Genomic DNA, 21531 nt, shown 5'->3' on the forward strand with positions numbered 1-21531 from the left:
GATCATGGGGTGGTTCCCTGCGGGCTGCGCGCCGCCTGCTCCGACGCGCGCTGCGCGAACTCGGCGCGCAGCGCCTTGAGTTTCGCGCGGGTCTTCGCGCACGGTGGTCTTGTCGAGCGCCATTTCGGGGATGAAGCGGCTCGGCTGCGCGGCGACGATCTCGCGGCCCTTCTTGCGGCGCCGCGTCCAGCTCACGGCCAGGGTGCGCTGCGCGCGCGTGATGCCGACGTACATCAGCCGGCGCTCTTCCTCGATGCGCGCGGCCTGCGCGGCGGCGCCGGCGTCCTCGTCGGGGCGGAAGGGCAGCAGCCCCTCGATCACGCCCGCCAGCACCACGTGCGGCCATTCCAGGCCCTTGGCCGCGTGCAGGGTGGACAGCGTGACCACGTTCGGGTCCTGCTCGCGTTCGTTCAGCGTCGAGATGAGCGAGATAGTCTGCGCCACCTCCAGCAGCGTCTTGCGCTCGGCAGTCACGGTGACGCCGGCCGCGTCGTCGATCTGGCCGCCGCAGCGCCCGGCCATCCAGTCGCAGAACTCCAGCACGTTGGTCCAGCGCGCGGCGGCCTGGGGTTCGGTGTCGGAGGTGTCGTAGAGGTGCTGCTCGTAGCCGATGGCCTTGAGCCAGTCGGCCAGGAAGGCGCGCGCCGCCTCGTGGCCCACGGTGTGCTGGGCGCGGTGGCGCAGGTCGTTGATCTCGCGCCCGAACTCGTGCAGGCTGCCCACGGCGCGCGCCGGCAGCGCGGCACTTAAGGAGTGCGAGAACAGCGCGCCAAACAGCGACAGGCGCGACTTGGCGGCGAACTCGCCCAGCGCCGCCAGCGTCTGGTGGCCGATGCCGCGCTTGGGCGTGGTGACGGCGCGCAGGAAGGCCGGGTCGTCGTCCTCGTTGATCCACAGGCGCAGCCAGGCGCACAGGTCCTTGATCTCGGCGCGGTCGAAAAGCTCTGCCCGCCCGACACCTTGTACGGTATCTGCGCCCGCCGCAGCGCCTGCTCGAAGACGCGCGCCTGGTGGTTGGCGCGGTACAGGATGGCGAAGTCGCGCCATTCCTTGTGCGGCGAGGTCTGGCGCAGGCTCTGGATGCGCGCCACGGCGCGGTCGGCCTCGTGCGCCTCGTGGTCGCAGTCGACCACGCGCACCGGCTCGCCTTCGCCCAGTTCGGAATACAGCGTCTTCGGAAACAGCTTGGGGTTCGGCCCGATGACGTTGTTGGCCGCGCGCAGGATCGCGCCCGTGGAGCGGTAGTTCTGCTCCAGCTTGATGACCTTGAGCGCCGGGTAGTCGTGCGGCAGGCGCTTCAGGTTGTCGAGCGTGGCGCCGCGCCAGCCGTAGATGCTCTGGTCGTCGTCGCCCACGGCGGTGAAGCTGCCGCGCGCGCCCACCAGCAGCTTCATCAGCTCGTACTGCGTGGCGTTGGTGTCCTGGTATTCGTCCACCAGCACATGGGCCAGCCGCGCCTGCCACTTCTGCGCGATCTGCTCATGTTTTTGAAGCATGCGCAGCGGCAGGCCGATCAGGTCGTCGAAATCCACGCTCTGGTAGGCGGCCAGGCGTTCCTCGTAGCGCGCCATCAGCTGCGCGGTCTGGCGTTCGCCCTCGCTGGCGGCGCGGGCCAGCGCGGCGGCGGCGTCCAGGCCGGCGTTCTTCCAGCCGCTGATGGTCCACTGCCACTGGCGCGCGGTGGCGGCGTCGGTGGTGGCGCCGCAGTCCTTCAGCAGGCTCAGCACGTCGTCGCTGTCGAGGATGCTGAACTGCGGTTTCAGCCCCAGCGCCGCGCCGTCCTCGCGCAGCAGCCGCACGCCCAGCGCGTGGAAGGTGCAGATCAGCACCTCGCCCGCGGCCTTGCCCACCAGGCCGCGCGCGCGCTCGCGCATCTCGGCGGCGGCCTTGTTGGTGAAGGTGATGGCGGCGATGCGCTTGCCCTCCACGCCGGTCTGGATCAGGCGCGCGATCTTGTGCGTGATGACCCGCGTCTTGCCCGAGCCCGCGCCCGCCAGCACCAGGCAGGGGCCGCGCAGGTGGTTGACGGCGTCTTGCTGGGACAGGTTGAGGGAAGCGGTCATGCAAAGGCCGGCCAGTTGGCGGCGCAAAAGTCACTCATCGGGGGAGGGCGCATGATACCCGCCGGGCACGAATGTGGCGTGGGCACAGCGTTTGTGACACCGATGTGGCACAGGGCAGAACGCAGTGTGCAGTTGTTCACCAAGCGCGCCAGCAGGTGTGTTGCAAACCCTTCGGCGTGGCTTTTAATCATGAACTGCCGTTCATAGGCGACGGCGCTTCTTTCCTTACAAGTCACGCTCAGGGAACCAGACATGATCAGTCATTGGATGAAGTGCGCGGTGCTGGGCACCGCGCTGGCGCTCGGCACCCCGGTGGTGATGGCCCAGGGCTCCGCCGCCTTCGCGCCGACCACCCAGCTGGCCGGCCAGACCTTGCAGCTCAACGGCCAGGGCGTGCGCTACCGCACCGTGATCCCGGTGTACGAGATGGGCCTGTACACCGCGAAGAAGGTCATCACGCCCGAGCAACTGCTCAGCCTGCCCGGCCCCAAGCGCGCCAGCTTCGTGGCGCTGCGCGACTTCCCGGTCGAGCAGATAGGCCTGTCGCTCGTGCGCGGCATGCGCGAGAACGCCGATCCGGCGCACGCCATTGCCGTGGCCGGCTACATGGACAAGCTGGGCCGCATCTTCAGCACCGAGAAGAAAATTGCCGCCGGCCAGACCTTCACGCTGGAATACGTGCCGGGCAAGGGCACGGTGTTCCTGATCAACGGCGTGCAGAAGGGCGAAACCGTCACCGAACCCGGCTTCATGGAGGCCGTGCTGCGTATCTGGGTCGGCCCCAAGCCGCTCGACAGCCAGCTGAAGGAGCTGCTGCTGGGCGCGCCGCCGAAGAAGACGGAGCAACTGCACCAGGGCTGAGGCGCACGCGCCCGTCCCGGCCACCCCCAAAGCGCGGCTCGTCCGCGCTTTTTCTGTGCCGCTGCGCCGGATGGTGCCCCGGGTTTGCTACGCTCACCGCCTTTCATGCAAGCGCTCAGCGGCATCTTCGCCGTCACCTTCCCGTTCTTTGCCCTGGTGCTGTGCGGCTACCTGGCGGCGCGCTCGCGCCTGCTGCCGCTCGACGCGGTGCCGGGCCTGAACATGTTCGTGCTGTACTTCGCGCTGCCCTGCATGCTGTACCGCTTCGGCAGCACGACGCCGCTGATGCAGCTGTTCAACCCGGTGGTGGCGGTGCTGTGGCTGCTCAGCGGCGCGCTGATCGTGGGCGCCACCGCCTGGCGGGCGCGGCGGCTGGGCGCCGGCTGGCCCGACGCCGCCATGGGCGCGCTGGTGGCGGCCTTCCCCAATTCCGGCTTCATGGGCGTGCCGCTGATCCTGGCGCTGCTGGGCGAGGGCGGCGTGGGGCCGGTCATGGCCACGCTGCTGCTGGATCTGGTGGTCACCACATCGCTGTGCATCGGCCTGGCGCACCTGGGGCCCAGCGGCAGTGGCGACCATGGCGCCGCACAGGCCGTGGGCCGCGCGCTCAAGGGCATGTTGCGCAACCCCATGCCGTGGTCGATCCTGCTGGGCGCGGCGGCCGGTGCCGTGGGGCTGCAGTTGTGGGCGCCCGTGGGCAAGACGGTGCAACTGCTGGCCGATGCCGCTTCGCCGGTGGCGCTGTTCACCATCGGCGCGGTGCTGGCGCGCTCGCAATACCAGGTGGCGGCGCTGGGCGAGCGGCCGTCGCCGCTGCGCGACGTGGGCAGCATCGCCTTCACCAAGTTGCTGGTGCACCCGGCGCTGGTGTGGGGCCTGGGCATGCTGGCGGTGCGGGCGGGCTGGCTGGCGCCCGCCATGCTGGTGCCGCTGGTGCTGGCGGCGGCGCTGCCGGCGGCCAGCAACGTGTCGCTGCTGGCCGAGCGCTTCGGCGCCGACAACGGCCGCGTGGCGCGGGTGATCCTGTGGTCGACGGCGGTGGCCTTCTTCAGCTTCTCGGCCGTGGTAGCCTTGCTTGGCTGAGGGCGGCGCTGGTGCTGCGCTACGGAGGGGGTAAATCAGGCGATAGCCATTTGGTGTCGATTGAAGGTATCAAAAATAGCTGGCTGCGCCAGATGAATGGGCGCTGAAGCCTTGTTTGTTATCTAAAAAATTTGGAAAGTCCCCCCTCGCATGGCGCGTGCCGCGCGTCCCGCTCCACACGCGCGCCCAGCAAAACGGCGACCGGCCGCGAGTGCGGGTCGCCGTGGGGTGACGAGGGCGGCCCGAAGCCGCGCCCGGTCAGCGGGCCGGCAGCGTCATCGGCTGGTGGCTCTTCATCATGGCGTCCAGCTCGGACTGGGGCAGGGTGGTCACGGTTTCCTTCACCAGGCCGCCACCGATCACGCTGCCGGACACCTGGCCCTGGCCCTTCACGCGGGCTTCGCAATCGGTCTTGTACATGGCAGGCAGGTTGGCGCAGCGCTGCAGGGCGTTGGCCTGGGCCTGCTCGGCGCTGACGGCGGTCAGCTGGCCGCCGCGGGCATTGCGGCTTTCCATGCGCGCGGCGTTCTTGTCCAGGTTGGTTTCGGCGGGCGTCATCTGCGCCACGGCGGGCAGGGCCACGGCACCGGAGAGGGCGAGCAGGGCGAACAGCTTTTTCATTGTGAAATCCTTTCTGGGCTTGGGCCGGCCGGAATGGCCATGGCCCTCAGGGTGGGCCGGGCGCCTGTGCAGCGCCCGTGCCGGCACCCAAAGACTCTAGCCCTGCGCGTGGCCGGCCCCTGTCAGACAAGGCCGCATGCGTGTGACGCGCGGTCAAACCGCCAGCGGGTCGACGTCCACCGCCCAGCGCACGATGGCGCGGTGCTCGGACCGCAGGGCGTGCAGCAGCGGCTGGCAGGCCGCCAGCACGCGCTGCAGGGCGGCGCGCGAGGGGCTTTCCAGCAGCATCTGGGCGCGCTCGATGTTGGCCACGCGCTGCACCGCCAGGGGTACGGCGGGGTACCAGGTGACTTGGGCCAGCGCGGCGGCCAGCGCTGGGTCGGCGGCCAGCGCGTCCTGTGCCTGCCGGGCCAAGGCGGCCAGAAAGCCCTGCGCGGCCTCCTGGCCGCGCGCTTCGGCCCGCAGCAGGGCCAGGTGCGCGAAGGGCGGCAGCCCGGCCTGGGCACGCTCGGTCAGCTGCTGCGCGGCAAAGCCGGGGTAGTCGTGCGCCTTCAGGGCCACGAACAGCGGGTGCTGCGGGTGGTGGGTCTGCACCCACATCTCGCTGGCGGCGCCCTGGGCGGCGTCGCGCCCGGCGCGGCCGGCGGCCTGCATGAGCAGGGCGAACAGGCGCTCGGGCGCGCGGAAGTCGCTGGAGAACAGTGCCGCATCGGGGTTGACGGCCGCCACCAGCGTGACGCGGCGAAAGTCGTGCCCCTTGGCGATCATCTGCGTGCCCACCAGCACGTCCACGGCGCCGGCGTGCACGTCGGCCAGGCTGGCCTCCAGCCGGCCCTTGCCGCGCGTCGAATCGGCGTCGATGCGGGCGATGCGTGCCGGCTGGCCGTCGGGCCGCGCGACGCCGGCCAGCAGCTCGGCCAGGCGCTCCTCCAGCTGCTCGGTGCCGCGCCCCAGGGTGCCGATGTCGAGGTTGCCGCAATCCGGGCAGGCGCGTGGCACGCGCTGGGTGAAGCCGCAATGGTGGCAGCGCAGGGTGCGGTCGATCTTGTGGAACACGCGGTAGGCACTGCAGTGCGGGCACTCGCTCTTCCAGCCGCAGTCGGCGCAGTGCAGCACCGGCGCCCAGCCGCGGCGGTTGAGCAGCAGCAGCGCCTGCTCACCACGCGACACGCGCTCGCCGATGGCCGCCAGCAGCGGCGGCGCGATCAGCGTGCCCTTGGGCTGGCGCGACATGTCGACCCGCCGCACGCGCGGCAGGCCGGCCAGCGGGTCGGCATCGGCCGCCACGCCCACGCGGCGCGGCATGGCCAGGCGTAGGTAGCGGCCGGGGCCATCCGGTGCCGGCTCGCTGGCATGCCAGCTTTCCAGCGCCGGCGTGGCCGAGCCCAGGATGACCTTGGCCCCGCACAGCTTGCCGCGGTACAGGGCCAGGTCGCGCGCCGAATAGCGGGCGCCTTCCTGCTGCTTGTAGCTGGGGTCGTGCTCCTCGTCGACCACGATCAGTGCCAGCCCCGGCAGCGAGGCCAGCACCGCCACCCGCGTGCCCAGCACGATGCGCGCGCGCCCGCTGTGCGCCGCCAGCCAGGCGGCCAGGCGCTGCGCCGGCGTCAGCCCGCTGTGCAGGGCCACCACGGCGGCATCGCCAAAGCGCGCGGCAAAACGCGCCAGCAGCTGCGGCGTCAGGTTGATCTCGGGCACCAGCACCAGCACCTGCGCATCGGCGCGCGCGGCCAGGGCCCGGGCGGCGGCGCGCATGTAGACCTCGGTCTTGCCGCTGCCGGTGGTGCCGAACAGCAGGAAGGGGCCGGATTGTTGGTCAATTTGCGCCAGAGCGCCCGTCTGGTCTGCGGTAAGTGCTTCGTTATCGATAGCGATCTCGACGCCCGGCGCGGCCGCGGGCGGCGGGCGCTTCAGGCGCCGCGCCATCTGCACGCCGCTCAGGCCGCGCAGCTGCGGCGGCAGGGCGGCCAGTGCCACCTCGCCCAGCGCGCGCTGGTAGTAGCGTGCGGTGAAGGCCACCAGCTGCCGCCATTCGGCCGCCAGCGGCGCCAGGCCGTCGAACACGCCGGCCACGGGGCGCACCTGCGCGACCAGCTCGGGCGGCGGCGCGGGCGCCTCGCCCCACACCACGCCCAGCACCTCGCGCGCGCCCAGCGGCACGCGCACGATGCTGCCGGGGGCAGCGGTGCTGGGCTGGCGTACGTCAGCGGCTCGCCCAGCCCGCTGTGCGCCGGGGTGGGCACGGCGATGCTCAGCCAGTGGGTCATGCGCTCGGGCGGCCCTGGAGGGCTTGACCCAGATCACTTCCACTTTCGGCTTTAAGTCGTTGTTTTGCAAGTCGATCTTGAGTCATGCCCAGTTTCTGTGGATAACTTTGTTGAAAATTCACCGTGGGTGGTCGCGAGGCCTTGAAAATCAAGGGTTTCGTTGCGCTGCCCGCCAAAAGAGCAAAACTTGAAGTTCAATGAAATCAACAACTTGCGTGCGCTGCGCGTTTTGTAGCAAGGCGTTGATGACTTTCTCGTGACGCCCGGCCGCGCGCCCGTTTTTGTGCATAAGTCAAGCCCCGGCGGGCTTCGTCGGGACAAAAAACATGCCCGTGGGCCTTGACGCACGGGCATGGCGCGGGTAGGCGGCGTCCTACGGCGTGCCGGCGGCTCAGGCGGCCCGCAGCCGGCGCGAATGGGCATGCACCTCGTCCACCAGGTGCGACACGTGCTCGGGCGGCGTGAACTGGCTGATGCCGTGGCCCAGGTTGAAGATGTGCGTGCTGCCCGGCGCGGCGCGGTAGGTGTGCGGGCGGCCAAAGCTGTCGAGCACGCTGCGCACCTCGGTGCGGATGGCCTCGGGCGGGGCGAACAGCACGTTGGGGTCGATGTTGCCCTGCAGCGCCTTGGGGGCGGTGTATTTCAAGCCATTTTGGCCTTCAGCGCCCGCCGGTTGGGCGCGAGCAGCTATGAAATCAGGAGTTTTCTGCTGTGCGGCATCGACCACGATGCGGCGCGCGGCGCCCAGGTTCATGGTCCAGTCCAGGCCCAGCACGTCGCAGTCCAGCGCCGTCATCTCTGGCAGCCACAGGCCGCCGCCCTTGGTGAACACGATGCGCGGCACCACCGCGCCATCGGCGCCGGTGCGCTTGAGCTGCGCCAGCACGCGCCGGGTGTAGGCCAGGCTGAAGTCCTGGAAGGTGCCATCGGCCAGCACACCGCCCCAGCTGTCAAACACCATCACGGCCTGCGCACCGGCGTCGATCTGCAGGTTCAGGTACTGCGCCACGGCGTCGGCGTTGACGGCCAGCACGCGGTGCATCAGGTCGGGCCGCGCGTACATCAGCGTCTTCACGTGGCGGTAGTCGCTGCTGCCGCCGCCTTCCACCATGTAGCAGGCCAGCGTCCACGGGCTGCCGCTGAAGCCGATCAGCGGCACGCGGCCGTTCAGCGCCTTGCGGATGCTGGTGACGGCATCGAACACGTAGCGCAGCTTGTCCATATCGGGCACCGCCAACTCGGCCACGGCGGCCTCGTCGCGCACCACCTTCTCGAACTTCGGCCCCTCGCCCTGCGCGAACGACAGGCCCAGGCCCATGGCATCCGGCACGGTGAGGATGTCGGAAAACAGGATGGAGGCGTCGAGCGGGTAGCGCTCCAGCGGCTGCAGCGTCACTTCGGTCGCGTAATCGACGTTGGTGGCCAGCCCCATGAAGCTGCCGGCCTGGGCGCGCGTGGCGCAGTACTCGGGCAGGTAGCGGCCGGCCTGGCGCATCAGCCAGACGGGGGTGTGGTCGGTGGCCTGACCCAGGCAGGCGCGCAGAAAGGTGTCGTTTTGCAGAGGGGCGAAAGTCATGCCCCCATTGTCTCAGTCTTGTGCAAGGGAGCTTGCGCGAACTTGCCTTCCTTATCTGCTGGCCAGCGCCTAGCCGCTTCCAGCTGATCCATGCCGCGCTGTCAGGACGGTCAGGACATCGACGTTGGGCGTCAAGCAGCCATCACCAACACAAGCATGCCAACCCCAGCGACCAAAACACCGCTGGTCACCAAGGCCCACATCTGGCTTCGTGATCGGGCGGCATGGAGATGAAGCATCGATATGTTGGGTCTGTCAATACGGTGCCACACAATGATTTTTGTGCCGGGTGCATAGTACTGCGCCAACCTGCCACGCACGGCCACCTGACCATCCAAGCCCTCGGCCCGCGAATAGGCGTAGCGATCACCGAAAAAGTGCTGGCCTTGCACCTCATAGGTGTAGCGGACCACTGGCCGCCACAGCGGCGATCCTGTCGTGCCTGTCGACACGCTCACTGCATCGTGCGATACGACCTGCCCCTCGCACGCGCGCCAACGCGAATGGTGATGACGCCAAAGCGCCAGAAGGCCAGTACCCACTAAGATGAGTTCAACAACGAAGAGCAGCAGCGCGCCTGCCACAGAGAATCGCGTCTCGAGCAGCTCAGTAGCGGCCGGCGGTGGCCATCTCGCGCGCCAGTTCGGCGCGCATCTCACGCAGCACCGGGCCCAGCAGGCCGGCGGCATCGCGTGCCAGCGCCGGGGCGGTTTGCGCCATCTGCTGCTCGATCTGCTTGCGCGTGTTGTCCATCTGTGCCGCATCGGGCGCGCGGCCCTCGGCGGCGGCCTGGGCCGATTGCTCGAAGCCGCCGATCAGGGCGTCGAAGTCGACGCCCGACAGCGCGCGCAGCACCAGCGACTCCATCGCGCCGCCGTCCAGCAGGCGGTCCAGCGCCTCGCCCGGTTCGGCATGGGCGGGCAGGCTCAGGCCGGCGGTCAGGGCCAGGGCGGTGGCGAAGGCGGTGCAGCGGCGCATGGCAGGGGCTTTCAGGCGATGGGGATGTGTGACAGCACAGCCGCTTCAACGCACCAGCCGGCCGCCCGGCCGACACGTCACCGTGCTGGGGCGTGACCGAATGCGCGCTCGATCACTGCCTGGTGCGGATAGGCCGCCCCAGGGTCGACCTTGCGGCGCCGCTCGGGTGCGCACGGCATGCGGCCGCGGTCCAGGTCGGAATGGCGTTGGATGCTGCGACGCGTCACCTGCGGGTGGCGCTGCGCGATGCCCTGCAGCAGCGCCACCAGGGCGTCGATCTGTGCCGGCGGAAAGGGGTCGCGCCCGTCGCCGTCGTTGATCAGCTCGACGGCGATCGACCGGCGGCTGTGCGTGAGCACGTGGTGCGCCACCTGCGATTCAGGCACGCTGGCGCGCGTGCTGCCATCGCGGTCGATCATCCAGTGGATGCCCAGGCGCGGGTGGGCTCCGATCTGGCGCAGGTTCTCCGCCAGCTCGCCCGCCGGCACCCAGATCGGTTGGCCTTGCGCATTGCAGGTGGGGCCGCCGGTGGAGTGGATGACCACCATGTCGACCGGCTGCGTGCGCGGCGCGCCGCTGCGGCGCGCGTGGGCGGGCGAGGCCAGGCAGGCCAGCAGCACCAGTACGGCGACTGCGCACCGCCATCCCTGGGTCATCGTCATCATCCTGTGAAGTGCTGCAGGCGAGGCCGCAGCCACAGCCCGCACACGCCCAGCGCCGTGGCCATGCCCAGCAGGCTGACGCCGCCGATCACCCATTCGATGCCTTCGAGGTTCACGCCCTGCCCGCTGCCATCCGGCACCAGCCAGGTGAACGTGGCCAGCAGCAGCGCCCAGAAGCCCACCAGCAGGGCGGTGATGGGCGATGCCGCCAGCCGGGGCGGCGCCAGCAGCACCAGCAGCGCGTGCAGCACACCGCCCACCAGCCCCAGCATCAGGAACGGCTGGACGAAATACGGGCTCACGTTGCCGCGCCCCGACAGCACCAGCGCCGGCAGCAGCGTGCACGCCAGCAGCCAGGCGCCCAGCGCACCGGCCGCGGTGCGCAGGCGCAGGCGGCGCGGCAGCGCGGCCGGTGGCGCGGCGCCGGTGGGGTTCATGCGGTGGCGCGGCCCAGCGCCTGGTCGATGTCCCACAGGATGTCGTCGATGTCCTCGATGCCGACGGACAGGCGGATCATGTCGGCGCTGACACCCGCGCGCTGCAGTTCTTCGTCGTTCAACTGTCGATGCGTGGTGGAGGCGGGGTGGATCACCAGCGTCTTGGCATCGCCGATGTTGGCCAGGTGGCTGAGGAATTCGCAGGCGTCGATGAAGCGCTCGCCCGCCGCGGCGCCGCCCTGGATGCCGAAGGTGAGGATGCCCGAGGCGCCGGGTTGGCCATCGACCGGCCTGAATTGCTTGCTCGCCAATTCGTAGTAAGGCGAATCGGGCAGGCCGGGGTAGTTCACCCAGGCCACGCGCGGGTGCTTCTGCAGAAACTCCGCCACGCGGCGCGCGTTGCGGCAGTGCTCGCGCATGCGCAGGTGCAGGGTCTCGGCGCCCTGCAGCAGCAGCCAGGCCGACAGCGGCGAGAGCACGGCGCCAAACGTGCGGTTGACTTCCATGCGCGCCTTCATGGTGTAGCCGAAGTCGCCGAAGGTCTCGTAGAACTTCACGCCGTGGTAGGCGCGGCTGGGCTCGACCATCTCGGGGAAGTGGCCGTTGTCCCAGGCGAAGCGGCCGCTTTCGACGATGACGCCGCCCATGGTGGTGCCGTGGCCGCCGATGTACTTGGTGGCGCTGTGCACCACGATGTCGGCACCCAGGTCGCACGGGTTGCACAGGTAGGGACTGGCGACGGTGTTGTCGATGACCAGCGGCAGGCCGTGGGCGTGCGCCACGTCCGCAATGGCGGTGATGTCGAGCACGTTGACCAGCGGGTTGCCGATGGTCTCGCCATACAGCGCGCGGGTGTTGGGGCGGATGGCGGCGGCGAAGTGCTCGGGCTTCGATGGGTCGACGAAGGTGGTCTCGATGCCCAGCCGCGCAAAGCCCACGCCCAGTTGCCCCACCGTGCCGCCATACAGCGTGCTGGCGGCCACGATGTGGTCGCCGCTTTTCAGGATGGCCAGCAGCGCCGTCATCTGCGCTGCCATGCCGCTGGCGCAGGCCAGCGCCGCGCGGCCGTTTTCCAGCGCGGCCATGCGCTCCTCGAACACGGCCACGGTGGGGTTGCTGATGCGCGAATAGACGTTGCCGAAGGTCTGCAGGTTGAACAGGCTGGAGGCGTGCTCGGCGCTGTCGAACACGAAGCTGGTGCTCTGGTGGATGGGCGTGGCGCGCGCGCCCGTCACCGGATCGGGCACGGCGGCGGCGTGGATGGCGCGGGTGGCGAAGCCGAAGTCGCGGTCGGCGCCGCTGGGTGGGTGATGGGGTTTATCAGTCAAATCGGCCTCCAGCGCTTGTGTAGAAAGCGCGAGTAGCTATCAAAACAGGAATTTCAACAGTCTCCATCGAAGGGCCGTGGAGCAGGCCATATCAGCGACAGCCGTGGCCGGACCTGCGCCGACCACTGGCTGTGTCCCCCTCGCGCAGCAGAGGGGAAGGCGCCCCAGCGACTCAGGGGTGCCTCACGTTTTATATTTGATGACGCAGCCGTAAGGCTTGGTCACGGCCTGCGCAATCTGTCGCTTCGCCGCAATGTCGCCCAGCGCCGCCTTCACGTAGTTGGTGGCCTTTTCGATATCGGACACACGCGCTGAAGGAATGCTGTCGATGCCGCCCGCATACACCAGCGTGCCCTGCGGGTCGACGATGTACAGGTGCGGCGTGACCTTGGCGTCGTAGGCGCGGCCGGTGCTGCCCTCGGGGTCCATCAGCACGGCGGTGGGCGTGCCCTGGCGCTGCTTCACCCAGTCGGCCAGCTTGGGTGGCTCCAGGTAGTCACCGCTCATGGTCTCGGTGGAGTTGATGGCCAGCCACACCAGGCCCTGCTCGCGCGCCAGCTTTTGCGTGGCGCCCATGTTGCCGCTCTCGTAGTGCTTGCGCACGAAGGGGCAGCCGGGGTTGGTCCATTCCAGCACCACGAATTGGCCGCGGAAATCGGCCAGCCGCACCGTCTTGCCACTGGTATCGGGCAGGCTGAAGTCGGGCGCGGGCTGGCCCACGCGGGCGGCGCGGGCGGGCAGGTGCGCACCCAGCGCAAGCAGGGCGGCGGTGGAAAGCAGGGTGCGGCGGTGCAGGGCGGTCATGAGGGGCCTTGTCAATGCGGCGGGATCAGTACGGCAGAACTTGCGGGCGCTTGGCCGAAATCACGCGGGTGTTCACGCCCGCCCAGCCCAGCCCGCCGAACAGGCGCGCGTGCTCGATCTTCACGCAGCGGTTCTGGATGACGAGCAGGCCGGCGTCCTCGGCCACGCGTGCGGCGTCCTCGTTGACCACGCCAAGCTGCAGCCACAGGCATTTCGCGCCGATGGCGACGGCGTCCTCGGCCAGCGGCGGAATGTCCTCGGCCTTGCGGAAGCAGTCCACCATGTCGATGCGCCCACCTTCGGCGCGGATGGCGGCATCGGCCTCGCGCACGCTGGCCCAGGCGCGCTCGCCCAGGATGCTGCCGCCGTCCCGGGCGACCAGCGGGTTCACCGGCACGATGCGGTAGCCGTGTGCCTGCATGTACTTGGCGGCAAAGAAGCTGGGCCGGTGCCATTGCGGCGACAGGCCGACCACGGCCAGCGTGCGGCACTCGTTCAGCACGCGGCGCAGGGTGGAGATGGTGTCGGGGGTGCGGGCCATGGTCGCAGTGTACGCAGGCGGGGCTGGGGGCCTGGATCAGACAGATTCTGATGGGGGTATCTGTTTCTTGCGCCCTATTGACAAGCGATGGAGATAGTCATGGGTGGGAGTATGTGGTTGCGCTGCGCTGTCCCGCAACGCTTTCGCCCTCCCTGTCGGCGCAGACGCCAGCGTGGCTGGTTCGTTGCTGCGCGCCGGCCGGCGCCGCCCCGCATCCTGCACCGGTCGCGGCGAATTTGACGCATTCTGGCCGTGGCGACGCGGCATCTGCCGCTGCCGACACGCGCGTGGCGAAGAAAACCGTTAGGCTGGATCAAGACCCCGTTCAAAATAAGGGTTTACGCTTGCCGGGTCGCGCACGCCGCGCACCCCTTTCAGGCCCCACCGCCGCAACCGCCCGCTTTATTGCCCATGGACCAGCACTACCTCACCCCCTGTTCGAGCCCAAGTCCATCGTCCTGTTCACCGGCTCGCAAGATGCGCCCGAACAGCAGACGCCACAGGCGCGCGCGCTGCTGGCGCACATGGCGGCGCAGCCGTTCAAGGGGCAGGTCACGCCGCTCGACATCCACACCACCGGCACGCTGGCCGACCTGGCGCAGGCGCGAGCCGACCTGGCCATCATCGCCCTGCCCGAGGACGAGATCCTGCCCGCGCTGGAGCTGGCCGGGCGCATCAAGGTGAAGGCGGCGGTGGTGCTGTCGGCCGGCATTCCGCAGGCCAAGGCGCTGGAGATGCACCGCGTGGCCAAGCAGCACGGCATGTGGCTGCTGGGGCCCAACAGCCAGGGCTTTCAGCGGCCGATGCTGCAGCTCAACGCCAGCTCGGCCGGTGAGCTGGCCACGCAGGGGCAGCTGGCGCTGGTGTCGCAGTCGGGCGCGCTCACGGCGTCGATCCTGGATTGGGCGCGGCAGAACCGCGTCGGCTTCTCCAACGTCATCGCCCTGGGCGCGCACACGCAGGTGGGGCTGGCCGGCGTGCTGGACTACCTGGCCAACGACCGCCACACGCAGGGCATCGTGGTCTACATGGAAGGCATTGCCAACGCGCGCCGCTTTACCAGCGCACTGCGCGCGGCGGCCAACAGCAAGCCGGTGGTGGTGCTGAAGGCCGGCCGCAAGCAGGACGGCAACGTGGCGGCGCAGACGCACTCGGGCGCCATCGTCGGCAGCGACGAGGTGTTCGACGCCGTGCTGCGCCGCGCCGGCGCGGTGCGCGTGCGCTCCTTCGTCGAACTGTTCTCGGCCGCCAAGTGCCTGGCTTCGCGCTACCGCCCGGTGGGCAAGCGCCTGGGCATCATCACCAACGGCGGCGGCCCCGGCGTGCTGGCGGCCGACTACGTGAACGAGCTGGAGCTGCAGCTGGGCGCGCTGTCCGACGAGTCGCAGCGCACCTGGCCGCGCAGCTGCCCAAGGCGGCGTCGCTGGTCGATCTGATCGATCTGTCTGAAGACGCCACCGCCGAACACTACAAGGCCGCGCTGGAAGTGGCTGCCAAGGACCGCCAGCTCGACGGCGTGCTGGCCATCTATTCGCCCAAGTTCGGCGGCGACGCCGAGGCCGTGGCCAACGAGCTGGTGCAGATCCGCCCCAAGATGTCGAAACCGCTGGTGGCCTGCTGGATGGGCGACTCGTCGGCGGCCGTGCAGCCGGCGCGCCAGAAGCTGGCCGACGCGCAGATCCCCAGCTTCCGCACGCCCGAGGCGGCGGTGGGCGCCTTCGGCAACATCGCCAGCTTCTACCAGAACCAGCAGCTGCTGCAGCAGACGCCGCCGCCATTGAGCAACCTGGCCACGCCCGACGTGGAAGGCGCGCGCCTGCTGATCGAAAGCGTGCTGACCGAGCGCCGCAAGGTGCTGACCGAGATGGAATCGAAGGCGCTGCTGTCGGCCTTCCACATCCCCGTCACGCAGACGCTGCTGGCGCGCAATGCCAACGAGGCCATGATGATTGCCACGCAGATCGGCTTCCCGGTCGCGCTGAAGATCGACTCGCCCGACATCACCCACAAGAGCGACGTCGGCGGCGTGGCGCTGAACGTGATGAACGCCACCGCCGTGCGCGACATCTGGCAGGACATGATGGACGCCGTGCGCGCCAAGCAGCCCGAGGCGCGCATCAACGGCGTCACCGTGCAGGCCATGGCGCGCAAGAAGCGCGGGCGCGAGCTGTACATCGGCGTGGTGACGGACGACCCGTTCGGCCCTGTCATCGCCTTCGGTGCCGGCGGCACCATGATCGAGCTGATGAACGACCATGCCATGGAGCTGCCGCCGCTCAACCAGTTTCTGGCGCGGCGGCTCATCGAACGCTCGCGCGTGCACGACACGCTGAAGGCCTGGCGCGGCGCGCCGGCCGTGGACATGGCGGCGCTGGAGCAGGTGCTGCTGCGCGTGTCCGAGATGGTGTGCGAGTTGCCCCAGCTGCGCGAGATGGACATCAACCCCATCATCGTGGACGAGCAGGGCGCCATCGCCGTCGATGCGCGCATCGTCATCGGCCCGGCGGTGCAGACTTCGCCCGGCCGCGCCGGCAAGTACGGCCACCTGTCGATCCTGCCCTACCCGCAGCGCTACGAGCAGGTGTGGCCGCTGCGCGGCGGCGGCGAATACCGCGTGCGCCCCATCCACCCGGACGACGCGCAGATGCTGCAGGACATGATGAAGCGCCTGTCGCCCGAGTCGCGCTACTTCCGCTTCGTCTCCAACATGGCAGAGCTGCCGCCCAACATGCTGTCGCGCTTCACGCTGATCGACTACGACCGCGAGATGGCGCTGTGCGCGGTGGTCGAGGAGGAGGTGGAAGGCGCCAACGGCGGCGAGAAGACCACGCGCGAGCGCATCATCGCCGTGTCGCGCTACATCACCAACCCCGACCAGAACAGCTGCGAGTTCTCGCTGGTGGTGGACGACGCCTACGCCGGCCAGGGCCTGGGCACGCGCATGATGCTGAGCATTATGGACGTGGCGCGCGAAAAAGGCCTGCAGGAAATCATCGGCCTGGTGCTGACGCAGAACAACGGCATGCTGAAGCTGATGCGCAGCCTGGGCTTCGAGGTGAAGGCGTATCCGGAGGATCCGGATTTCAGGCTGGTGACGCACCCGTTGTGAAGCCCCGCCCGAGGTGCTGACGCGCCTTCCCCGGAGGGGACAGCGCTGGCGGCCGGGGAGACCCCGGCCACGGCGTTCGCGCATGGCCTGCGCCGAGGCCGTCTGTTCGTCTGGTGGGCCCGCTGCGCCGCCTGCGGGCTCCCTCCCCGCTGGGGAGGGCTGGGGTGGGGGCCACCCGCATCGCCGTGCCCTGCGGCCCAAAAACACGTGGATGGCCCCGAAATCAGGCGATAGCCATTTGGCGCGGATTGCTGATACAAAAAAGAAGCTGATTGCGCCCGATGGACGGGGGCTGGCGGCTATTTTTATAATCGAAAAATCTACAAGGCCCCCGCCTTTGTAGGGGCCGCCTGCCACCCTACGCCGGCAACACCAGCGCCAGCGTCGACGTGGCCGTCGCCACCACCGCCCGGTCCTCTTCACGCAACAGCCGCGCATGCGTGAAGGCCAGTTGCCTGCCACGCCGCTCCACCTCACCGACAGCGATGTAGCGCCCTGCGGCGCCGGTCGCAGGAAGGCGGTGTTGAGGTTGACCGTGGCGCACGAGCCACCCACCGGCAGGTGCGCCAGCGTGGCGAAGGCCATGGCGAAGTCCAGCATCGCCGTCACCGCGCCGCCCTGCAGCACACCGGTGCCCTGGATGAACAGCGGATCGGGCGCGAAGGCCAGCTCCACCGTGCCGGCGGGCAGGTCGGCCGCGCGCAGCTCGGCGCCCAAGGCGCGCGCCATCGGGTTGGCGTCGAACGGGATGGGCTTTGATCCGCCGTCAATGAAGCGGTGAATCAGCGCCTGGTCGGGGTTGGCAAAGCGCGGCGTGCTCATGATTTCGGAGCGTCGAGCAGGTCGCGGGCGACGATTTCCTTCATGATTTCGGACGTGCCGGCATAGATGCGCTCGATGCGCGCGTCGGCGTAGGCGCGGGCGATGGGGTATTCGGCCATGTAGCCGTAGCCGCCGAACAGCTGAAGGCATTCGTCGGTCACGCGGCCCAGCAGCTCGCTGTGCCACAGCTTGCCGGCGGCGGCGCCCACGGCATCCAGCTCGCCCGCCAGGTGCTGGGCGATGAGCTGGTCGCAATAGGCGCGGCCGGCCTGCAGGTCGGTGGCCAGCGCGGCCAGCTTGAAGCGCGTGTTCTGGAAGTCGGCCAGGCGCTGGCGGAAGGCCTTGCGCTCCTGCACGTAATCCACCGTCCACTGCAGCGCCGCCTCGGCGCGGGCCTGGCATTGCACGCTGACCAGCAGGCGCTCCTGGGCCAGCTTCTGCATCAAATATTTGAAACCCTGGCCCTCGTCGGCCAGCAGGTGGCTGGCGGGCACGCGCACGTTGTCGAAGAACAGCTCGGCCGTGTCCTGCGCGTGCTGGCCGATCTTGCGCAGGTTGCGCCCGCGGGTGAAGCCGGGCATGTCGCCCTCGACCACCAGCAGCGACACGCCGCGCGCGCCCTGCTCCGGGTCGGTCTTGCAGGCGACCACGATCACGTCGGCGTTGTGGCCGTTGGTGATGAAGGTCTTCTGGCCGTTCACCACGTAGTGGTCGCCGTCGCGCCGTGCCGTGGTGCGGATGGCGGCCACGTCGCTGCCGGTGCCGGGTTCGGTCATGGCGATGGCGGCGATGCGATCGCCGCTCACCATGCCGGGCAGGATGGCCTGCTGCAGTTCGGGCGTGCCGTGCGCGGCCAGGTAGGGCGCGACGATGACCGAGTGCAGCGGAAAGCCCGGCCCCGTGGCGCCGATGCGGCCCAGCTCTTCACTGACGATGAAGTCGAACAGCAGGTCGGCGCCGGGGCCGCCCAGGCTTTCGGGCAGCCAGCAGCACAGCAGGCCGTTGTCACCCGCCTGCTTCCACACGCTGCGCGGCACGCCGTGGGCCTCTTCCCAGGCGGCGTGGTGGGGTGCGATCTCGCGCTCGCAAAAGCGGCGCACCTGGTCGCGGAAGGCGTCGTGGTCGGGGGTGAAGAGGGGGCGTGGGGCGGGTTTCATGGCTGCCACTGTAGCAAGGTGCAGGCTGGAGGGCGCTTCAATAAAATGAGCTGCTTGCGCATGTCATCAAACGATTTGATGATTGTTTAGTATTGAAATCGCCGAATAACGGGCGCAAGCAGCTATCAATATTGCGTGATGCGTCACCAGTGTCAGACAGCGTTGTGGGAGCGGGCTTGCCCGCGATGAGGCGTCTCGTCGCAGCCCACGTTGGATCGCGGGCAAGCACGCTCCCACACTGCGGATGCGGTCTGCGCGTCATCTGAGTGATCAAGCAACATTGAATCAATGCCTGCACCGTTCGAAGGATCACGGGTGCTGGCCATCGCCCCGCGCCTGCCGGTACTGCTCCGGCGTCAGACCCGTCCACTGCCGGAAGGCGCGGATGAAGCTCTTGTCGTTCTGAAAGCCTGCCGCCCGCGCCACGCGCGCCACCGGCTGGCTGGTGCGCAGCAGCAGGTCGATGGCGCGGGCCTGGCGCACCTCGTCCTTCAGCGCCTGCAAGCTGCTGCCTTCGCTGCGCAGTTGGCGGTGCAGGGTGCGCGGCGACAGCGCCAGCTGCGCGGCCAGCGTCTCGGCGGTGTGGGCGGCCTGCGGCTGCTGCAGCAACTGGCGCACGCGCCGCGCCAGCCCCACGTCGCGCCGGTACGGCCACACCATGATGGGCAGGGCGCGGCGCAGCATCTGCTCCAGCGCGGCGGCGTCGCGGCGCAGGGGCAGGGCCAGATCGGCGGCGTCGAACTGCAGTGCCGCAGGCGCGGCGCCAAAGCGCACCGGGCCGGGGAACAGGCGCGGGTACACGTCGGCATGCGGCGGCGCGTCGAACGGGAACTGCGCAAGCTGCGGGCTGATGGGCGCATCCACCCACCAGCAGGCCAGCCCATGCAGGTTGCGCAGCAGCGAGAGCAGGGCGAACTCGCGCAGCGTGCCCAGGTCGCGTCGCTCGTCAATTTCCACCCGCGCATGGCCTTGGCTGGTCTTTACGGTGAGCGCCACGTCGTCCGTCAGCAGGCCGTGGTGGCGGCACCAGCGCCTGAGCGCCAGGCCCAGCGTGGGCGCCGTGATGCTGGCGCGCGCCAGCAGCCCGTAGCTGCCCCAGGGCAGGCGGCGGCTGAACCAGCCGGGCGCCTCGTCGTCCAGCTCGTGCATGGCGGCGGCGCACAGGCGCTCGAACTGCGCGGCGGTCACGCGGTGCAGCGGGTCATCCAGCGACGATGTCTCAATTTGTGCCTTGGCGAGCGCGCCGTCGGCGCTCCGCCCACGCAGTGTGTAGGCGTGCGTGATGGCCCGAACGAAGGCGATGGGTGTGTGGGCATGGGTGAGTGGTGCGCGGTGCGACCGCATAAGCGCCAGATTAGGCGGCTGTGGCGTGATTTGCAACCCCGCTGTCACCTCATGGGAACCCGGCTGACCTATGCTCAGCGCCCATGGGCGCGCTACGATGTGCCGGCAGCGCCCTGCGAAACACGCATTTCAAGGAGACAAGCGCGATGAGCACCGCACTCACCGAGAGCCATGTGCGCGGCCGCACCGACCAGCCGCTGATCGAGCAGACCCTGGGCGCCTTCTTCAACGACATGGTAGAGCGCTTTCCCGAGCGCGAAGCGCTGGTGGTGGTGCACCAGGGCCGGCGCTACACCTACCGCCAGCTGCAGACCGAATCGCGCCGCCTCGCCAGCGCGCTGCTGGGGCTGGGGCTGAAGCCCGGCGACCGCATCGGCATTTGGTCGCACAACAACGCCGAATGGGTGCTGATGCAGCTGGCCACGGCCATGGCCGGGCTGGTGCTGGTCAACATCAACCCCGCCTACCGCACGGCCGAGGTGGAGTACGCGCTGAACAAGGTGGACTGCAAGGCGCTGGTGGTGATGCCGCGCTTCAAGACCAGCGACTACCTTGGCATGCTGCGCGAGCTGGCGCCCGAGTGGGCGCACGCCAAGCCCGGCGAGCCGCTCGAATCGCAGACGCTGCCGCACCTCAAGCACGCGATCTGGATCGACGTGGAAGGAGAGGGCGCCGACGAGCCAGGCTTCAGGCGCTTTTCCGACCTGATGAAGACGGGCGACCCGCATGACCCGCGCCTGCCGCAGGTCGCGAAGCTGCTGCACAACACGGACGCCATCAACATCCAGTTCACCAGCGGCACCACGGGCTTTCCCAAGGGCGCCACGCTGACGCACCGCAACATCCTGAACAACGGCTTCTTCATCGGCGAGGCGATGCAGCTCACTGAAGCAGACCGCCTGTGCATCCCCGTGCCGCTGTACCACTGCTTCGGCATGGTGCTGGGCAATCTGGCGGTGCTGACTCACGGCGGCTGCATCGTCTACCCCAACGACGCGTTCGACCCGCTCACGGTGCTGCAGACGGTGCAGGCCGAGCAATGCACCGGCCTGCACGGCGTGCCCACCATGTTCATCGCCGAGCTGGATCACCCCGATTTCGCCAAGTACGACCTCAGCACGCTGCGCACCGGCATCATGGCCGGCAGCCCCTGCCCCATCGAAGTGATGAAGCGCGTGCAGCGCGACATGAACATGGCCGAGGTCACCATCGCCTACGGCATGACCGAGACCAGCCCCGTGAGCTGCCAGAGCCAGACCGACACGCCGCTGGACAAGCGCGTGTCCACCGTCGGCCTGGTGCAGCCGCACCTGGAGGTGAAGATCATCAACCCCGAAACCGGCGAAACCGTGCCGCGCGGAACCACCGGCGAGCTTTGCACCAAGGGCTATTCGGTGATGCAGGGCTACTGGGGCGACGACGCGCGCACGCGCGAGGCCATCGACGCCGAGGGCTTCATGCACACCGGCGACCTGGCGACCATGGACGAGGAGGGCTACGTCAACATCGTGGGCCGCAGCAAGGACATGGTGATCCGCGGCGGCGAGAACGTGTACCCGCGCGAGATCGAGGAATTCCTCTACCGCCATCCCAAGATCCAGGACGTGCAGGTGGTGGGCGTGCCCGACCAGCGCTTCGGCGAGGAGCTGTGCGCCTGGATCATCGCCAAGCCCGGCCAGACGCTCGACGAAGACGAGGTGCGCGCCTTCTGCAAGGGCAAGATCGCGCACTACAAGGTGCCGCGCTACATGAAGTTCGTCGACGCCTTCCCGATGACCATCACCGGCAAGATCCAGAAATTCAAGATCCGCGAGCTGATGCAGCAGGAACTGGGTTTGACGGAAGCCAAAACAGCCTGAATACCTGAACTTGACCGGA

The 21531-nt window shown here is 69.0% G+C and carries 16 protein-coding genes and 3 pseudogenes; 5 read left to right on the forward strand and 14 right to left on the reverse strand.

From position 1 onward, the window contains the following. Positions 1-2: 2 nt before the first annotated feature. A pseudogene (locus H0I39_RS12160) lies at positions 3-2063 on the reverse strand (ATP-dependent helicase). 252 nt (positions 2064-2315) lie between these two features. Here H0I39_RS12160 and H0I39_RS12165 point away from each other — a divergent pair. After that, positions 2316-2924: a chalcone isomerase family protein gene (locus H0I39_RS12165; RefSeq protein WP_180550662.1), complete on the forward strand. Its 609-nt coding sequence runs from the start codon at positions 2316-2318 to the stop codon at positions 2922-2924. 105 nt (positions 2925-3029) lie between these two features. Next, a complete protein-coding gene (locus H0I39_RS12170) occupies positions 3030-4007 on the forward strand; it encodes an AEC family transporter (RefSeq protein WP_180550663.1) in 978 nt (325 codons plus the stop codon). A gap of 258 nt (positions 4008-4265) precedes the next feature. Here H0I39_RS12170 and H0I39_RS12175 read toward each other — a convergent pair whose 3' ends face one another. The 10 genes and pseudogenes from H0I39_RS12175 to H0I39_RS12220 all read right to left on the reverse strand — a co-directional run bounded on the left by H0I39_RS12175 (position 4266) and on the right by H0I39_RS12220 (position 13221). After that, on the reverse strand, positions 4266-4628 hold the full coding sequence (locus tag H0I39_RS12175; protein ID WP_180550664.1) for a hypothetical protein: 363 nt from the start codon (positions 4626-4628) through the stop codon (positions 4266-4268). Positions 4629-4781: 153 nt separating this feature from the next. Further along, positions 4782-6895: pseudogene (priA, locus tag H0I39_RS12180) on the reverse strand (replication restart helicase PriA). Between the two features lie 391 nt (positions 6896-7286). Continuing rightward, a complete protein-coding gene (gene hemE / locus H0I39_RS12185) occupies positions 7287-8471 on the reverse strand; it encodes a uroporphyrinogen decarboxylase (protein ID WP_180550665.1) in 1185 nt (394 codons plus the stop codon). Positions 8472-8602: 131 nt separating this feature from the next. Further along, positions 8603-9055 carry a DUF3592 domain-containing protein gene (locus H0I39_RS12190; RefSeq protein WP_180550666.1) on the reverse strand — a complete coding sequence of 151 codons (453 nt, stop codon included), beginning with the start codon at positions 9053-9055 and terminating at the stop codon, positions 8603-8605. A 22-nt stretch (positions 9056-9077) separates the two neighbouring features. Beyond that, on the reverse strand, positions 9078-9449 hold the full coding sequence (locus tag H0I39_RS12195; RefSeq protein WP_180550667.1) for a hypothetical protein: 372 nt from the start codon (positions 9447-9449) through the stop codon (positions 9078-9080). Positions 9450-9526: 77 nt separating this feature from the next. Then, positions 9527-10105, reverse strand: coding sequence for an N-acetylmuramoyl-L-alanine amidase (locus H0I39_RS12200; protein WP_180550668.1), 579 nt, complete (start codon positions 10103-10105; stop codon positions 9527-9529). 5 nt (positions 10106-10110) lie between these two features. Then, positions 10111-10548, reverse strand: a complete 438-nt coding sequence (locus tag H0I39_RS12205; protein WP_180550669.1) for a hypothetical protein — start codon at positions 10546-10548, stop codon at positions 10111-10113. Next, complete coding sequence (locus H0I39_RS12210; protein WP_180550670.1) at positions 10545-11876, reverse strand: O-acetylhomoserine aminocarboxypropyltransferase/cysteine synthase family protein; 1332 nt, start codon at positions 11874-11876, stop codon at positions 10545-10547. The genes H0I39_RS12205 and H0I39_RS12210 overlap by 4 nt, the downstream gene beginning before the upstream one ends. Positions 11877-12059: 183 nt before the next feature. Next, positions 12060-12680, reverse strand: coding sequence for a redoxin domain-containing protein (locus H0I39_RS12215; protein ID WP_180550671.1), 621 nt, complete (start codon positions 12678-12680; stop codon positions 12060-12062). A 25-nt stretch (positions 12681-12705) separates the two neighbouring features. Then, entirely contained in the window at positions 12706-13221 is a 516-nt protein-coding gene (locus H0I39_RS12220) for a CoA-binding protein (RefSeq protein WP_180550672.1), read from the reverse strand. A 411-nt stretch (positions 13222-13632) separates the two neighbouring features. On the opposite strand from H0I39_RS12220, the pseudogene H0I39_RS12225 reads away from it, so the two are divergent. Further along, positions 13633-16330, forward strand: a pseudogene (locus H0I39_RS12225) (bifunctional acetate--CoA ligase family protein/GNAT family N-acetyltransferase). Positions 16331-16688: 358 nt separating this feature from the next. Here H0I39_RS12225 and H0I39_RS12230 read toward each other — a convergent pair. Then, positions 16689-16874, reverse strand: coding sequence for a hotdog family protein (locus tag H0I39_RS12230; protein WP_180550673.1), 186 nt, complete (start codon positions 16872-16874; stop codon positions 16689-16691). 27 nt (positions 16875-16901) lie between these two features. Between H0I39_RS12230 and H0I39_RS12235 the strand changes: the two genes are divergently transcribed. Next, positions 16902-17111: a hypothetical protein gene (locus tag H0I39_RS12235; protein WP_180550674.1), complete on the forward strand. Its 210-nt coding sequence runs from the start codon at positions 16902-16904 to the stop codon at positions 17109-17111. 37 nt (positions 17112-17148) lie between these two features. On the opposite strand, the gene H0I39_RS12240 is transcribed toward H0I39_RS12235, so the two are convergent. Both H0I39_RS12240 and H0I39_RS12245 read right to left on the reverse strand, forming a co-directional pair. Further along, a complete protein-coding gene (locus H0I39_RS12240) occupies positions 17149-18309 on the reverse strand; it encodes an acyl-CoA dehydrogenase family protein (protein ID WP_180550675.1) in 1161 nt (386 codons plus the stop codon). Between the two features lie 309 nt (positions 18310-18618). Further along, on the reverse strand, positions 18619-19653 hold the full coding sequence (locus H0I39_RS12245; protein WP_180550676.1) for an AraC family transcriptional regulator: 1035 nt from the start codon (positions 19651-19653) through the stop codon (positions 18619-18621). Between the two features lie 146 nt (positions 19654-19799). On the opposite strand from H0I39_RS12245, the gene H0I39_RS12250 reads away from it, so the two are divergent. Next, positions 19800-21512, forward strand: a complete 1713-nt coding sequence (locus H0I39_RS12250; protein WP_180550677.1) for an AMP-binding protein — start codon at positions 19800-19802, stop codon at positions 21510-21512. Positions 21513-21531 lie beyond the last annotated feature (19 nt).

Source organism: Ottowia beijingensis (genome assembly GCF_013423955.1).
Lineage (GTDB): Bacteria > Pseudomonadota > Gammaproteobacteria > Burkholderiales > Burkholderiaceae_C > Ottowia > Ottowia beijingensis.

Bases quoted from the DNA above. Each gene is read 5' to 3' on its own strand.
- H0I39_RS12165 (WP_180550662.1), top strand. From the start codon at position 2,316: ATGATCAGTCATTGGATGAAGTGCGCGGTGCTGGGCACCGCGCTGGCG.
- H0I39_RS12170 (WP_180550663.1), top strand. From the start codon at position 3,030: ATGCAAGCGCTCAGCGGCATCTTCGCCGTCACCTTCCCGTTCTTTGCC.
- H0I39_RS12175 (WP_180550664.1), bottom strand. From the start codon at position 4,628: ATGAAAAAGCTGTTCGCCCTGCTCGCCCTCTCCGGTGCCGTGGCCCTG.
- hemE (WP_180550665.1), bottom strand. From the start codon at position 8,471: ATGACTTTCGCCCCTCTGCAAAACGACACCTTTCTGCGCGCCTGCCTG.
- H0I39_RS12195 (WP_180550667.1), bottom strand. From the start codon at position 9,449: ATGCGCCGCTGCACCGCCTTCGCCACCGCCCTGGCCCTGACCGCCGGC.
- H0I39_RS12200 (WP_180550668.1), bottom strand. From the start codon at position 10,105: ATGACCCAGGGATGGCGGTGCGCAGTCGCCGTACTGGTGCTGCTGGCC.
- H0I39_RS12205 (WP_180550669.1), bottom strand. From the start codon at position 10,548: ATGAACCCCACCGGCGCCGCGCCACCGGCCGCGCTGCCGCGCCGCCTG.
- H0I39_RS12215 (WP_180550671.1), bottom strand. From the start codon at position 12,680: ATGACCGCCCTGCACCGCCGCACCCTGCTTTCCACCGCCGCCCTGCTT.
- H0I39_RS12220 (WP_180550672.1), bottom strand. From the start codon at position 13,221: ATGGCCCGCACCCCCGACACCATCTCCACCCTGCGCCGCGTGCTGAAC.
- H0I39_RS12240 (WP_180550675.1), bottom strand. From the start codon at position 18,309: ATGAAACCCGCCCCACGCCCCCTCTTCACCCCCGACCACGACGCCTTC.
- H0I39_RS12245 (WP_180550676.1), bottom strand. From the start codon at position 19,653: ATGCGGTCGCACCGCGCACCACTCACCCATGCCCACACACCCATCGCC.
- H0I39_RS12250 (WP_180550677.1), top strand. From the start codon at position 19,800: ATGAGCACCGCACTCACCGAGAGCCATGTGCGCGGCCGCACCGACCAG.